The following is a 14,712-nucleotide window of genomic DNA, read 5'->3' on the forward strand; positions in this document are numbered from 1 at the left end:
AGCGGCCGTATGGATGTCTAAATGAGTGGGAGACTAGCATGTCTTACTGCTTGGGCTGAACCGGTACTTCCCAAACATCGAGCGGGCGTTTCATGCATTGCTGATGGATGGAGGCCGTCGCTTCGGGCAGGCGCTCGGCGAGAAAATCCACCAGTGCACGTACGCCAGGCAACATGCCGCGGCGGCTGGGATACACGAAATGCGCCATGCCTAGCGGCGCGCTCCAATCGGGAAGCAACACTTCCAGTTCACCGCGCGTGATGGCCGGTGCACACACGAATTCCGGCAGTAACGTCACGCCAACGCCACGCCGCGCCGCCTCCAGAAGAATCGCGAAATCGCCGGTGATCAGGCGGGCGCTGACTTCGACATTGACCCGCTCGCCTTTTGAATCGATCAGCTCCCACACTTGCGCGCCTTCGTGCTCTTGCATGGTTAGTGCGGGAAGTCGCGACAAATCATCGGGATGCTTGGGATAACCATGCGTTTTCAGTATGGCGGGGCTCGCCACGACCAAGATGCGCGACTGACTGAAACTGCGCACGACCATGTTCGCGTCGGTGTCGAGCTTGGATCGCACACGTATGGCAAGGTCGAAACCTTCGTTGATGAGATCGACACGCCGATTGTTCGAAAGCACACGCACCTGCACCTTCGGGTACAGCTGCATGAAGTCGGGGAGTATGTGCGACAGCACCGTCTGCGCAAGGGACACCGGGCAACTGAGCCGCACCACGCCACGTGGCTCGGCACGCAGTTCTTCCACGGCATCCTGCGCCGCCTGTGCTTCCTCGAGCACGGCTCGGCAATGGCCGTAGAAGCGCTCGCCTACCTCGGTCACGACAAAACGGCGCGTCGTCCGCTGCAGCAGCCGCACGCCCAGGCGTTCCTCCAATTGGGCAATGCGCTTGCTGAGACGGGACTTGGGCACACCCAAAGCACGCCCCGCGGCAGAAAAGCCGCCGTGTTCAACCACGGCTGCGAAGAAGTACAGGTCGTTCAGGTCCTGCATGGCACCTGGTAAGGCGGTCATCTTCGTTTCCCGTATAGAACGATAAGTTCAATTTTACCTGTCTTATCGTTCGTTTGTCCGAATTCTATGCTTACTCCATCGTCGGTCTGCCCGACTGGAACCTGAGATATCACCATGAAACTACTTCATATTGATGCAAGCTCGCTTGGCCAGCACTCCGTCTCGCGCCAATTGACCGCCGCCGCCGTGAACAAGCTCCGCCAGGAACACCCTGCCCTGGACGTTACCTACCGCGACGTCAGCAGCAACCCGCTGCCGCATTGGACGCCGGTCGTCGACGCTCAGAGCGAAGCCGCCCAGCTCGGCAACGAAGTGATGGACGAATTCCTTGCCGCGGACGTGATTGTCATCGGCGCCCCGATGTACAACTTCTCGATTCCCAGCCAGCTCAAGGCATGGATCGACCGTATTTCCGTCGCCGGCAAGACGTTCAGCTACACCGAAGCCGGCCCGAAGGGCTTGGCCGGTGGTAAGCGCGTCATCGTTGCTTCCAGCCGCGGCGGCATCTACAGCAGCGGTCCCGCAGCCGGCCTGGATTTCCAGGAAGCGTATCTGCGCGCTGTCTTTGGATTTCTCGGCATCACCGATTTGCAGTTTGTCCGTGCCGAAGGCGTGAACGTCAGCGCCGAGCACAAGACCAACGCGATCGCAGCGGCTCACAACACGATCGGCACGCTGACCAGCAAAGCCGCCTGATCCAACCATCGCCGTAAGAAGTAATTTCAGGAGCGTCCCGCTTGGACGCTCCTTTTTTGCGCTTAGCGGCCGAAGCGAATCTCGCCGCCGTCGTGTTCGCGATCCCAGCCGCGCAATTCGTCGCGAATGTGCGCGATGCGCTGGCGTCCCAGTGCATTGCGCTCTTCATCAAGCACCTGGCCGTCGAGCAACTCGGCGATGCGTTGCGCCGTCGGCAGCATGGTGTCCCACGCATCCAACGCGGTGACGGGGCCTGGCAAGGCCATGAAGAAACTCAGACCCGGCGTGTTTAGCGCATCGAGTCGTGTGAGATCGAAACTGCCAGGCTTGACCATATTGGCCACGCTGAAGATCGGACCCAGTTCGCGCTTGCCATCCACCAGACGGTGGTAGATGCCCATATCGCCGTATTCCAGACCCGCTTTCTCGGCAGCGACGATGAGATCTGCGCCGTTGAACGGATGACCGTCGCGCGCGATGACGAACAAGCTGACGATGCGCTCCACCGGCATTTGCGGCGGCCGCTTGCCGAGATCGGAGCGCTGCGGAATACGCGGCGCTGGCGCGGGAGCTGCGGGTGCCGGTGCGAAAACCGGCTCCTCCGGCGGCGGTGGCGGATTCATGGGTTCCGTAGGTGCGTAACGGCGCTCGGTTTTCGACTGCGCCTCCGGCTGAGAGGGTGCGCGCAAGGTCTCGATAATGGATGCGGCCGTGCTGCTGACTTTTGGCATCTGCAACGCATGGTGACGATCGTCGGCCAGCGTCGCGTTGAGCTTCTCGAGCTCCGTGCGCAGCCCCATGTCCAGCTCGCCTTGCTCGGGCTCCGTCGCGGAAAAGTGCGGGCCGATGCGCTCGCCGTGCGCGTCGTCGAATGCATCGCCGTCGTCGGCGGCAGTTTCACCAAATGTCGGATCGCGTCGCTCGCCGCTTACCGTCTCGGGCGCCAGGCGCCGCTTGCCCTGCTCTCTCTTCGGCTCGCCGAACAGCCAGACAAGAATCAGCACGATTACGCCGACGACAGCCAGCGGAATGCCAATCCACGGATTCCATTCAAGAGCCAACGCAGAACCTAGCAACATGATGTCAGTCCTCAGGCGGCGCCGGCCAGCTTGGCGGCCTCGGCAAGATCGACCTGCACAAGACGCGAAACACCCGGCTCGCGCATAGTAACGCCGCAAAGCTGGCTGGCCGCCTCCATGGTGGCCTTGTTATGGCTCACGAAGATGAACTGCACCTTTTCGCTCATCTCGCGCACCATGTTCGAGAAGCGGCCCACGTTCGCTTCGTCGAGCGGCGCGTCCACTTCGTCCAGCAAGCAGAACGGTGCAGGATTCAGCGCGAAGATCGCAAACACCAGCGATACCGCCGTCAGCGCCTTTTCACCGCCTGAAAGCAGCGTGATGTTCGATACGCGCTTACCCGGCGGCCGCGCCATGATCGACACGCCCGTGCTGAGCAGGTCGTCGCCGGTCAATTCCAGATAAGCGTGACCGCCGCCGAACAAGCGCGGGAACAATTCCTGCACGCCCGCGTTGACGCGATCGAAGGTCTCCTTGAAGCGCTGACGCGTTTCGCGGTCGATCTTCTTGATGGCGTTTTCCAACGTTTCCATCGCGCTGGTCAAGTCGGCGAGCTGCGTGTCGAGATAGGTCTTGCGCTCGCTTTGTTCGGCATGCTCCTGAATCGCGGCGAGATTGACCGGTTCCAGTCGCGCGATCTTTTGACCGAGATCGGCAAGATGTTGACGCCATTGCGCAGCGTCCACATCTTCGGCCAATTCCGCCAGCAAAGTTTCCAGCTCAAGACCGGAAGCTGCGATGGCCTCCGCGAGCTGATCCGCACGCATCTGCAACGCCTGCGCAGCAAGACGCTTCTCGGAAACACTCTCGCGCAAGCCGTTGAGTTCTTGCTCGACGTTGTGACGTTGCTGTTCCAGCTTGCGAAATTCGATATCGCAATCCTCGAGCGCGCGGCGCGCGTCGACGAGCTGGCGATCCACCAGCAGACGCTGATCCAGATACGTCTGACGCTCGGCTTCCAGTTCGGCAATGGGGTCGGAACCCGCGGCGAGCTGTTCGGCAATTTCAGTGCGGCGCGCGTCGATCTGGCGAATCTGGCTGTCCATGCGGGCCAGCGCCTGCTCCAGCGACGTCAGCGACGAACGCTTGGATTCGATACTGAGTGCAAGCGCGTGTGCCTGATCCGCAGCGTCGCGCGCATTCATGCGCGCTTCTTCGCGTGCTTCGAGCAGTGCGCGGCGTTCGTTTTCGAGCTCGCGGCGCTGGTCTTCGAGATCGCCCATGTTGTTGACCGACTCATCCAACCTTGCACGCGCGTCGCGCGTTTGCGTCTGGAGTTCCTCGATCTGTTCGATCAACGCGCTGACTTCGCCGGCTACCTTTTCGGCGCGTGCACGTGCCGTTTCAACCTTGCCGCGATGACTCTGCAACTGACCGGCGAGTTCCGACTGACGACGGTGCGCGTTGTAAAGTTCGCGCTGCGCGTCATCGCGGGAGCGCTCGACTTCGAATTTGTTGGTGCGCAACGTATCGAGTGTCGAGGTCGCTTCTTGGATTTGTGCTTCCAGCGTTTCGACCTGCTCGGTCAGCACGCGAATTTCGCGCTCGCGCGCCAGCACACCCACCTGATTGCCCTGCGCACGACGCACACGCGCCCAGCCCGGGCCCAGCCATTCGCCGGTGCGCGTGATGACCGATTGATACGGCGCCAGCGCAGAAAGACCGGAAACGCGCTGATGCGCTTCATCGACGTTTTCAGCGGTCAGTACGTGAGCAAGGATGGACGTTGCGGCAACGGGGCCGCGCACGTGCGCAGCAAGCGTTCCCGCCGTGGCGGCACCACCTTCCGCTTCATCGAGCAACGCGACATCCGCGTTATCGATACCGGGAAAGTCGCGCGCCAGATCGTGCGCGCCGTCGACGAGCACGCTGTCGATAAAGCCCGACAGCACCGTCTCGACCGCCGTTTCCCAGCCCGCTTCCACTTGCAGCACTTCGCCCAGACGACGCTTTTTGTCGAGGCCAAACTTCGACAGCCAGCTGCTGGCAGCGCTTTCTTCCTGACCCAATGCGGCGTGCTGCAATGCTTCCAGCGAAGCCAGGCGGCCACGAGACGTCTGCAATTGCTGACGCGCTTCGTTAAGAACCGACTGCACCTGACGTTCTTCATCAAGCACTTTTTCGTAGCTGAGTTTGTGCTGATCGAGCATGCCGCCGAGCGATTCCACGCGTTCGCGCTGAGTATCGTGTTCGACGTGCATTTGATCGGCGGCGGCATCGAGCGCGGCAACGTCGGTGGCCTTCTGTTCGGTGTCCAGTGTTTCCTTGCGTTTGGATAGGTCCATCGATTGACGATCGAGATAGCCGAGCTTGGTGCGCTCCACTTCAGCGGCGCGGCTCGCTTCACCGGCGGTGCGCGTATAGGTATCCCAGCGTTGCTGCCAATCGGCAAGCTTGGTTTCCGTTTCGCGCTGCGACTCGGCTGTTTCGTCCTGCATTTGACGCAGTGTTTCGAGCTTGGGATCGCCTTCGGCGAGCGCCATCCGCAAGGTTTCTACCTGGTCGCGATCGGTGGCAATGTGCGAAGCAAGTTCGCTGTGCTCGCGTTCGGCATCGAGCTGCGCGCGCTGCAGGCGTTCCGCGGTTTCGCGGTTGTAGCGAACCTGCTGTTCGACGCGCGCGATTTCGGCGCCGACCTTGTAGACCTCGCCCTGCACCGAGTTCAGATGTTCGCTGGCTTCGGTATGACGTTCGCGCGCCGTTTCGATCTGCGCCTCGATCTGGCGCTGTGTGGCGAGATGCTTTTCGATGGCGATTTCCGCGGCGGAGAGCCCTTCGCCCTGTCCGTCGTGCTGACTTTTCAGTCCGCGGTATTCGAGCGCGCGCAGTTCGGCTTCTTTGCGCGTCTGCTCTTCCTTGTACGCTTTCCAACGTTCAGCGGCGCGCGCCTGACGATTCAAATGCTCGAGCTGCTTGTCGACTTCGTCGCGCACGTCGCGCACGCGGTCGAGATTTTCGCGCGTTGCCTTGATGCGGCTTTCGGTTTCCTTGCGGCGTTCCTTGTATTTTGAAATGCCGGCGGCTTCTTCCAGATGTGTACGCAACTCTTCCGGATGCGCTTCAATGATCTGGCTGATCATGCCCTGCTCGATGATCGAGTAGCTGCGCGGGCCCAGGCCGGTGCCGAGGAACAGATCCGTAATGTCGCGACGGCGGCAACGCCCGCCGTTGAGGAAGTACGCCGATTGCCCGTCGCGCGTGACCTGGCGCTTCACGGAAATTTCGGCGTACTGCGCGTATTCGCCCTGAATGGTGCCGTCGGCGTTGTCGAAGATCAGTTCGACCGTCGCCTGGCCGACCGGCTTGCGCGCATTCGAGCCGGAGAAGATCACGTCCGTCAGCGAATCACCGCGCAGGCGGCTGGCCGCGCTCTCGCCCATCACCCAGCGAATGGCGTCGATGATGTTGGACTTGCCGCAACCGTTTGGTCCGACCACACCGGTCATGTTGGTGGGCAGATGCAAGGTGGTCGGATCGACGAAGGACTTGAACCCGGCGAGTTTGATCGTGGTTAGGCGCATGCAGAGTCAGCAGCTCAAAAGGTGATAGCCCACCGGCGTGGGCGACGGGTCACTGTGCCAAACACATGACAGCATCGCAATGCGTTTGGAGATTCGTGTGACCTGAAGAACATGATCCAACCGATTGATTCGTATCAATCTGGCGCTTTTGCATCGATGGAAAGCGCGTGAATGCCGTTGTCCATCAGCTCGCCCAGTGCGGCGTAGACGAGTCGGTGGCGCTTGATCGGCGGCACGCCCGCAAACTGCTCGCTGACCACGCGCACGTGGAAATGCCCCTTCCCTTCGTTCGCGTGACCGGCGTGCTTGTGGCCTTCGTCCAGCACTTCCAGCTCGACCGGATGCAGCGCCGCGTCCAGACGATGGCGAATTTGTTCGACCATCGCTGCCGTCATGCCGGCAATACCTTGCGGAACGGCTTCACGCTGACACTCGCGTAGACATTGGACTCGATATACGGGTCAGCCTTCGCCCAGTGCTCGGCCTCTGCCAGCGAGGAAAACTCGGCGACGATCAGGCTGCCGGTGAAGCCTGCGGGGCCTGGCTGATCGCTATCGATGGCCGGGAACGGGCCGGCCAGCAGCAGACGCCCTTCCTGTTGAAGCTTCTCCAGCCGCGCCAGATGCGCGCCGCGTGCGGCCAGTCGGCGATCGAGCGAATCCGGATGATCCGTGCCCGTGATGGCGTACCACATGTCTTCGAACTCCCTCAGGCAATCGGTGATCTTAGCCCACTGCGCTGCCTTGAATCATTCTTGGCCGAGCCCAATTGGCTGCATCAGATACCTGGCAAAAGGAATGCTGGCATGTGGTCGACGTTTGTGAATGGCATCGCGGGGCTGCTTGCGCAGTTGGCTCATGCGCTCGATGGCAGTTATGGCCTCGCCGTCATCGCGATGGCGGTAGCGGTGCGGTTGATCCTGTTGCCGATGACGCTGCACGCCGCGGAACAGGCATGGCATCGGCAAGCCAAGTTGTTGAAGCTGAAGCCGGAACTCGACCGGCTGCGCGAACGCCACGCCAAAGATCCATCGGCATACGCCACTGCCACGCAATCGCTCTATCGCCAACACGGCGTCACCAGCGGATTGGGTAGCGGCATGCTCACTGCCATCGTGCAGGCGCCATTGGGTGCCGGCATCTATGCGGCGATTCGTCAAAGCGTTGCGGGTGCAGGCTCGTTCCTGTGGGTAAGCAAGCTCGCTCGGCCCGACGCGTGGCTAGCCATCATCGTCACGCTGATGAGCTGTGCGGCCATTGCGCTCAACCCCGCGATGTCCGAGCAGGCCAGAACCGCGGTCCACTGGCTACCGGTGATCGTGACGCTGCTCGTGACATGGCATCTCAGCGCCGGACTGTGTTTGTACTGGGCCGGCGGCGCTGGTGTGGGCGTGCTTCAGGCCGCCCTGCTGCGCCAGCGCATTAATCGGTCGAAACCGGCCTCTTCTCCAGGGCGTTAGGCACCCTGGCAGCGGGTGATACCTGTCAGGAGCAATCCCTGACATCGTCCGCTGCCGCCCAAAACGCCTCGCGAGCATGCTTTCACACGCTGGGAAGTGGGTCCGATTTCGTTCTAGATCACCCGCCAAAGCCCGGTCTGAAGCCATTTTCTGGATGTCATAGCCCTCTAGGCCATCAGTCATAGCACGCGGTCGTTGACAGCTTCGAAGATGGTGTTATAGTCCACTACAACACCGGTCCACGAGATCACTAAGGAGAGCCGTCATGAAAGCACCGAACCCGATCGCCCTAACCGCCGCGGTTCTGTTTACCACGGTCAGCCTGCTCGCTCTGAGCCCGAACACCCCGAAAGACCATGTCACCGAAATCAATGGCGCAAAGGTCATCGACCTGGCACCCGTCTTCGTCCACCCGACGGCTGCCGACGAACGCGCCGCTGCATTGCTGGCAACGGCCAGCCTGACCTTCGTCAACTCGCCGATCGCCGGCCACGTGGAAAGCACGGCCAGCCTTCTCGGGGCGCAACTGTCCATGCCCTACTATTCGTTTGGCACCGCCAAGTTCGCCGGCATCAGCAAGGAATAAATCCATGTCCATCACCTGGAACGACAGCGTCCCGATCTATCGCCAACTACGCGAACGCGTAGTGGCGATGATCCTGGACGGCGCCTTGAACGAGGGCGACCCGCTGCCGTCAGTACGCCAGGTTGCAGCGGACTTTCAGATCAATCCGCTCACCGTCTCCAAGGCGTACCAGGAACTGGTCGACGATCAACTTGTGGAAAAAAGGAGGGGGCTGGGGATGTTTGTCATCGATGGAGCCCGCGAGGCGCTGCTCAAATCCGAGCGTGAGCGCTTCCTGAGAGAGGAATGGCCTGCACTGTTCGCACGTTTGCAGCGCCTGGGTCTGGACCTGAAAACCCTGATGCGCGAAGCGCCCCAGGATTCGGAGAATCAGTCATGAATGCGGTCATCACCGCCAGCGGTCTGAGCAAGCGCTACAAGAATACGGTGGCGCTGGACGACGTAAGTTTCCAGATACCCGCCGGTCGCATCGTGGGCCTTATCGGTCCCAACGGCGCCGGTAAAACCACCGCACTCAAAGCCATCCTCGGTCTCACTGACTTCCAGGGCCGGCTCGATGTGCTGGGCATGGATCCGCGCAGTCAGCGCGACAAGCTGATGGAACAGGTCTGCTTTATCGCCGACGTCGCCGTGTTGCCGCGCTGGATTCGTGTCAGCGAAGCAATCGACTTCGTCGCCAACATTCACCCGCGCTTCAATCGCGCCAAGTGCGAAGCGTTTCTCGCGCGCACCAAGCTCACTCCCGGTCAACGGGTACGACAGATGTCCAAGGGCATGATCGTCCAGCTGCATCTGGCATTGGTGATGGCTATCGATGCCAAACTGTTGGTGCTGGATGAGCCCACGCTCGGACTGGACATTCTTTACCGCAAGCAGTTCTATCAAAGTCTGCTTGAAGAATATTTCGACGATAACAAGACGATTATCGTCACCACGCATCAGGTCGAGGAAATCGAAAACATCCTCACTGATCTGATGTTCATCCGCGACGGAAAAATCGTCCTGAACACCGAGATGGAAGCCTTGGGCGATCGCTTCGCTGAAGTGATGGTAAGCGCCGACAAGGCCGCCACGGCACGTCAATTGAATCCACTGGACGAACGACAGGTGTTCGGCAAGAGCATTTTCCTGTTCGACGGCGCCGACCAATCGCGACTGGCTGAACTGGGCGAAATTCGCCGACCGTCGGTCAGTGATCTGTTCGTCGCCACCATGAAGGGGACTTACGCATGAAAACCCTCTACTGGCTTGTGAAGCGCGAATTCTGGGAACACCGCGGTGGTTTCCTGCGCGCGCCGGCCATAACGGCCGCCGCGTTCCTCACCATCGCGATCATGACGATCATTGGCGGCGAGATCATGGGGCATCGCTTTAGTGCCCAGTTCCCCTTGAATGATTCGAATATGGGCATCACCACGGATGGTCAAATGTCTGCGCAGGACCTGCAGCACGCAGGCACGTTCCTCGACGCGGTCATCTGCGGCAGCACGGCGACCGTGCTGGCGATCATGGCGATCGTGGTGTTCTTTTACTGCCTTGGCTCGCTTTACGACGATCGCAAGGACCGTAGCATCCTGTTCTGGGAATCGTTGCCGATCTCCAGCTGGAAAACGGTGGTTTCGAAGGTTTTCAGCGCCACTGTCGTGGCCCCGGTCATCGCGACGATCATAGGCATCGTGTTTGGATTGCTGCTTTTGATTCTGGGCACGCTCCTTTGCGAGATCCACGGGTTCAGCGTCTGGCATGTACTCGGTGCAGCGCATCCCATCCACGTCACCTTTGACATCATCGCGCTGATCCCGCTGTATGCGCTGTGCGCACTCCCGACCATCGGCTGGCTGATGCTCTGTTCTGCCTGCGCACGCAGCATGCCTATCCTTTGGGCGCTGCTGGTTCCGCTGGCAAGCAATCTGATCGTATGGTGGCTGCACATCATCGGCCTGGCGCAACTCAGCCCAAGCTGGTACTTCTCGCACGTCACCGCACGCCTGCTGTTCGGTCTGCGTCCGGCCAATTGGTTCGAATTTTCGTCGGATTCGCTTCACCCCGTGACTGCGCTCGATCACCTGGGATTGGTGGACAATTACGCGACACTGGCAGCCCCGGATGCGTGGATCGGAATTCTTGCCGGAGTCGCCATGATCGCGGTCGCCATCTGGTTCCGCCGCTGGCGCCACGACAACTGAAGTCGCACACTTGCCACATAGCAAACCATGATCTGATTGGGGAACGCATCATGAAGTACCAAGGAACGATTCTTCTTGCAGCGCTGTGTGTTCTTCTGGGCGCTTGCGATATGCCAGATACCACCATGGCGAACGGCGCTGTCACGTTGAGGGATAACGTCGTGACCCTGCACGTCGATGGCGCGCCCAATGCCATCATCAATGCGAAGGGCGAACTGCAGATCGGCGACAAGACGATCACCACCACACCACCGGAGCAGGGACTGCTGGTGCTCTATTACGAGAACGTAGCGGATGTGCACGACACCGGCGTCGAAATGGGCAAAGTCGGCGCGGGCATGGGCAAGAATGCGCTGCAGGATAAATTGAGCGGCAAGTCCAAGGATGAGACCGACAAGGACGCTGAAAGTGGCGCCGATCAATTGAAAACGCTGGGCAAGAAGATGTGTCAGGACCAGATCAACGTACAGAACGTCCAAAATCAGCTGGCCGCGCAGCTTCCCGACTTCAAGCCGTATGGCAAGATTTTCAACGACGAGAAAAAGTCGTGCGATAAGGACGACGACTAGGGCGAATGAGTCACCCGGCAACGTCAGGTCAACCCATCGGCACAACAGGTCACGCACTCATGAAAAGCACGCTCGCGCTTGGACTACTGACGGCATGCCTGTTCATTGCGGCATGCAGCGGCAAATCCGACAACGATGTGATCGTTATCGACGGCTCGACCAACATGGCCAATGGACACATCCGGTTGAACAACGACCATGTGGTATTGCGTGTCGACGGCTCGCCGGACGCCACGATCAGCGAGAACGGTGATCTGCTGATCGACCAGCAAAGCGTGAGCATCAACGACACGCAACGCCAGTTGCTGAAGTCCTACTATCAAAACGCCTATGCGATCCGCACCGACGGCATTGCGACCGGCAAGGCCGGTGCCGCAGTCGGTGCGCAGGCACTCAAGAGTGTGGCGACGCGACTGGCCAGCGGCGATCCCGACAAGATTCAACAAGACGTTGACGCCAAAGCCAAGCTGGTCAAGGAAGCCGCCAGGAAGATCTGCCAGGATGTCAGCGGCATCCAGGCCGCTCAGAATCAACTCACCCCGCAGCTTCCCGCGTTCAAGCCGTATGGCAACATCATTGGCGCCGGCGATGCGAAAGACTGCATGAACGGGACGAACGACTGACGCTCATCGTCGATGCCGCCCGGAAGGCGGCATCGCTTTCAATACTCACTCAACCGCCCCCGCCACCGCCACCGTGGATGCCGCCTTTGGTGAGTGCGCGCGGATCGAGCAACTTCTTCAGCTCTTCTTTCGACAGACCAGACTTTTCCAGCGCCACATCCATGATCGGGCGCTTCTCCTTGTACGCCTGCTTGGCTATCGCGGCGCCCTTTTCGTAACCGATCACCGGGTTCAACGCCGTCACAAGAATCGGGTTCATCGCCAATGCGAGATTGACGCGCTCGGCATTCACCTTGAAGCCCGCAATCGCCTTGTCCGCCAGCAACCGCGAGACGTTGGCGAGAATGTGGATCGATTGCAGCAAGTTGTAGGCGATCAACGGCAGCATCACGTTGAGCTGAAAATTGCCCGACTGCCCAGCGATGGTGATCGATGCATCGTTGCCGATCACTTGCGCTGCCACCATCGTTGTCGCTTCCGGAATCACCGGATTGACCTTGCCGGGCATGATGGACGAACCCGGCTGCAACGCAGGCAGCTCGATTTCGCCGATCCCTGCGAGCGGTCCGGAATTCATCCAGCGCAGATCGTTGGCGATCTTCATCAAAGCGACGGCCAGCGTCTTGAGCTGACCCGACAGTTCAACGGCAGCATCCTGCGCAGCCATGCCTTCAAAATAGTTGCCTGCCGAATCAAAGCGCACACCTGTGAGCTTTTTCAATTCGCGCGCTACACCGGCACCGAATTTGGGATCGGCATTAATACCCGTACCGACTGCCGTGCCGCCGAGCGGCAACTGGCGCATGCGCTTAAGGCTGTCCTGGATACGCTCGATGGCCGAATCGATCTGTGCCGACCACCCGGAGAGTTCCTGACCGAAAGTCACCGGCATCGCATCCATCAAATGCGTGCGTCCGGTCTTGGGCACATTGCGCAGCTCATGCGCGCGCTTGTCGATCACGCGTTTCAGATGCTTCAACGCGGGCAATAACTCTTCATGTGCGGTCAGCGTCGTACTGACGTGGATCGTGGTGGGAATCACGTCGTTAGAACTTTGCCCATAGTTCACGTGATCGTTCGGATGCACTTTGGCGCCACCTTTCGCCGCCACGTGCGCAATCACCTCATTGGCATTCATGTTGGTGCTGGTGCCCGAGCCGGTCTGGAAAATGTCGATCGGAAACTGATCGTCGAACTGACCGTCCGCCACCGACAACGCCGCTTTGCGTATCGCTGCCGCCTGCCCTTTCTTCAGATAACCGAGCGCAAGATTCGCCTCCGCAGCGGCGGCCTTGATCAGACCGAGCGCGCGGATAAAAGACCGCGGCAAGTGCAGGCCGGAAATCGGGAAGTTGTCGATCGCGCGCTGTGTTTGCGCGCCGTAAAGGGCATCGGCGGGGACTTTCAGTTCGCCCATGCTGTCGTGCTCGATGCGGAATCCGCTCATGGTTGCGTCTCGTGCGTAGGGGACTGGGTAACTATAAGCCTGCAAACGTTAGAGGCTGCTCAATGTAAAATAGCCAATTCTGATCCCCCGGAAGCTGCCCGATGTCCACCCACGCCCTCACCGCCCTGTCCCCGCTGGACGGCCGCTACGCCAGCAAAACCGAGGCGTTGCGCCCCATCTTCAGCGAATTCGGCCTGATGCACCGCCGCGTGCATGTGGAGATCGAATGGCTGCTCGCGCTGGCTTCCGAGTCCGGCATTGCCGAGCTGCCGCCCTTCACCGGAGCGCAGATCGCCAAGCTCAAAGCCATCGCAGCGGATTTCAGCGTAGAAGATGGCGCACGCATCAAGGCCATCGAAGCGACCACCAATCACGACGTCAAAGCGGTGGAGTACTTCATCAAGGAACGCATCGGCAACGATGCATCGCTCGCTCAGGCCAAAGAATTCGTGCACTTTGCGTGCACCAGCGAAGACATCAACAACCTGTCCTATGCGCTGATGCTGCGCGACGCACGCCAGAGTGTGCTGCTGCCCTGGCTGGACAAGATCATTGCCAAGCTGCGCGAGCTTTCGCACGCGAATGCCCATCTGCCGATGCTGTCGCGCACGCATGGACAAACGGCGTCCCCGAGCACGCTGGGCAAGGAATTGGCGAATGTGGTGGCGCGTCTGGAGCGCCAGCGCAAGCAACTGGCGGCGGTGGAAGTATCGGGCAAGATCAACGGCGCTGTCGGCAACTACAACGCTCATGCGATCACGTATCCGGATGTGGACTGGCGCAAGTTTTCGCAGCACTTCGTCACCGAACTGGGTCTGGACTACAACCCATACACCACGCAGATCGAACCGCACGATGGTGTGGCGGAGTACTGCGACGCCGTGCGCCGCGCCAACACGATCATGATCGATCTGGCGCGCGACATCTGGGGTTACATCTCGGTGGGTTATTTCAAGCAGGCGCTCAAAGCAGGCGAAGTCGGCTCCTCGACCATGCCGCACAAGGTGAACCCGATCGATTTCGAAAATGCGGAAGGCAACTTCGGCCTCGCCAACGCCCTGCTCGGTCACTTCGCCGAAAAACTGCCGATCAGCCGTTGGCAGCGTGACCTCACCGACTCGACCGTGCTTCGCGCGCTGGGCACGGCGTTCGGCCATACGCTCGTTGCGCTGGAATCGCTGCAGAAGGGCCTGGGCAAACTCAACGTCAATGCGGACCGCATTGCCGCCGATCTCGACGCCAGTTGGGAAGTGCTCGCCGAGGCGGTGCAAACGGTAATGCGCCGCTATGGCTTGCCCGAACCGTACGAGCAGCTCAAGGCGCTGACGCGCGGCCAAGGCATCACGCGCGAATCCATGCGTCAGTTCATCGACGGCCTCGCGCTGCCCGCGGATGCCAAGAAGCGCCTGATGGACCTGACGCCGGGCACCTACATCGGCCTTGCCGACGATCTGGCAAAAGGAATCTGATCGGCCGGACCGGACAAGGCATCCTGACCTTTGTCATGATGCCC

At 60.3% G+C, this 14,712-nt stretch carries 15 protein-coding genes; 9 read left to right on the top strand and 6 right to left on the bottom strand.

Annotation, left to right across the window (positions count from 1 at the left end; translation table 11 throughout):
- Positions 1-43: 43 nt before the first annotated feature.
- A complete protein-coding gene (locus tag EKH79_RS05500; RefSeq protein ID WP_126672763.1) occupies positions 44-1,033 on the bottom strand; it encodes a LysR substrate-binding domain-containing protein in 990 nt (329 codons plus the stop codon).
- 114 nt (positions 1,034-1,147) lie between these two features.
- On the opposite strand from EKH79_RS05500, the gene EKH79_RS05505 reads away from it, so the two are divergent.
- Positions 1,148-1,729 carry an FMN-dependent NADH-azoreductase gene (locus EKH79_RS05505; RefSeq protein ID WP_126672764.1) on the top strand — a complete coding sequence of 194 codons (582 nt, stop codon included), beginning with the start codon at positions 1,148-1,150 and terminating at the stop codon, positions 1,727-1,729.
- A 62-nt stretch (positions 1,730-1,791) separates the two neighbouring features.
- On the opposite strand, the gene zipA is transcribed toward EKH79_RS05505, so the two are convergent.
- The 4 genes from zipA to EKH79_RS05525 form a co-directional block, all read right to left on the bottom strand.
- The gene (gene zipA, locus EKH79_RS05510) at positions 1,792-2,808 is read right to left on the bottom strand and encodes a cell division protein ZipA (protein WP_126672765.1); all 1,017 of its coding nucleotides are present in this window, start codon (positions 2,806-2,808) and stop codon (positions 1,792-1,794) included.
- Positions 2,809-2,819: 11 nt separating this feature from the next.
- Positions 2,820-6,329, bottom strand: a complete 3,510-nt coding sequence (smc, locus tag EKH79_RS05515; protein ID WP_126672766.1) for a chromosome segregation protein SMC — start codon at positions 6,327-6,329, stop codon at positions 2,820-2,822.
- 134 nt (positions 6,330-6,463) lie between these two features.
- Positions 6,464-6,724: a BolA family protein gene (locus tag EKH79_RS05520; protein ID WP_126672767.1), complete on the bottom strand. Its 261-nt coding sequence runs from the start codon at positions 6,722-6,724 to the stop codon at positions 6,464-6,466.
- Positions 6,721-7,023 carry a YciI family protein gene (locus EKH79_RS05525; protein WP_126672768.1) on the bottom strand — a complete coding sequence of 101 codons (303 nt, stop codon included), beginning with the start codon at positions 7,021-7,023 and terminating at the stop codon, positions 6,721-6,723. The genes EKH79_RS05520 and EKH79_RS05525 overlap by 4 nt, the downstream gene beginning before the upstream one ends.
- Positions 7,024-7,134: 111 nt before the next feature.
- Between EKH79_RS05525 and EKH79_RS05530 the strand changes: the two genes are divergently transcribed.
- From EKH79_RS05530 to EKH79_RS05560, 7 genes are all read left to right on the top strand, one after another.
- The gene (locus EKH79_RS05530) at positions 7,135-7,788 is read left to right on the top strand and encodes a YidC/Oxa1 family membrane protein insertase (protein WP_158621205.1); all 654 of its coding nucleotides are present in this window, start codon (positions 7,135-7,137) and stop codon (positions 7,786-7,788) included.
- Positions 7,789-8,053: 265 nt separating this feature from the next.
- On the top strand, positions 8,054-8,374 hold the full coding sequence (locus EKH79_RS05535) for a hypothetical protein (protein ID WP_126672770.1): 321 nt from the start codon (positions 8,054-8,056) through the stop codon (positions 8,372-8,374).
- Between the two features lie 4 nt (positions 8,375-8,378).
- Positions 8,379-8,753 carry a GntR family transcriptional regulator gene (locus tag EKH79_RS05540; protein WP_126672771.1) on the top strand — a complete coding sequence of 125 codons (375 nt, stop codon included), beginning with the start codon at positions 8,379-8,381 and terminating at the stop codon, positions 8,751-8,753.
- Complete coding sequence (locus EKH79_RS05545) at positions 8,750-9,607, top strand: ABC transporter ATP-binding protein (protein WP_126672772.1); 858 nt, start codon at positions 8,750-8,752, stop codon at positions 9,605-9,607. The genes EKH79_RS05540 and EKH79_RS05545 overlap by 4 nt, the downstream gene beginning before the upstream one ends.
- Positions 9,604-10,560: an ABC-2 transporter permease gene (locus tag EKH79_RS05550; RefSeq protein ID WP_126672773.1), complete on the top strand. Its 957-nt coding sequence runs from the start codon at positions 9,604-9,606 to the stop codon at positions 10,558-10,560. The genes EKH79_RS05545 and EKH79_RS05550 overlap by 4 nt, the downstream gene beginning before the upstream one ends.
- Before the next feature lie 50 nt (positions 10,561-10,610).
- On the top strand, positions 10,611-11,129 hold the full coding sequence (locus tag EKH79_RS05555) for a hypothetical protein (protein WP_126672774.1): 519 nt from the start codon (positions 10,611-10,613) through the stop codon (positions 11,127-11,129).
- 59 nt (positions 11,130-11,188) lie between these two features.
- Positions 11,189-11,752, top strand: a complete 564-nt coding sequence (locus EKH79_RS05560; protein WP_158621206.1) for a DUF2884 family protein — start codon at positions 11,189-11,191, stop codon at positions 11,750-11,752.
- 49 nt (positions 11,753-11,801) lie between these two features.
- Here the strand turns inward: EKH79_RS05560 and EKH79_RS05565 are convergent, their stop codons facing one another.
- Positions 11,802-13,199: a class II fumarate hydratase gene (locus tag EKH79_RS05565; protein WP_126672776.1), complete on the bottom strand. Its 1,398-nt coding sequence runs from the start codon at positions 13,197-13,199 to the stop codon at positions 11,802-11,804.
- A gap of 101 nt (positions 13,200-13,300) precedes the next feature.
- Between EKH79_RS05565 and purB the strand changes: the two genes are divergently transcribed.
- Positions 13,301-14,668, top strand: a complete 1,368-nt coding sequence (gene purB / locus EKH79_RS05570; RefSeq protein WP_126672777.1) for an adenylosuccinate lyase — start codon at positions 13,301-13,303, stop codon at positions 14,666-14,668.
- Positions 14,669-14,712: the final 44 nt, after the last annotated feature.

Origin of the sequence: Dyella dinghuensis (genome assembly GCF_003977615.1) — a bacterium.
Taxonomy (GTDB): Bacteria; Pseudomonadota; Gammaproteobacteria; order Xanthomonadales; family Rhodanobacteraceae; genus Dyella_B; species Dyella_B dinghuensis.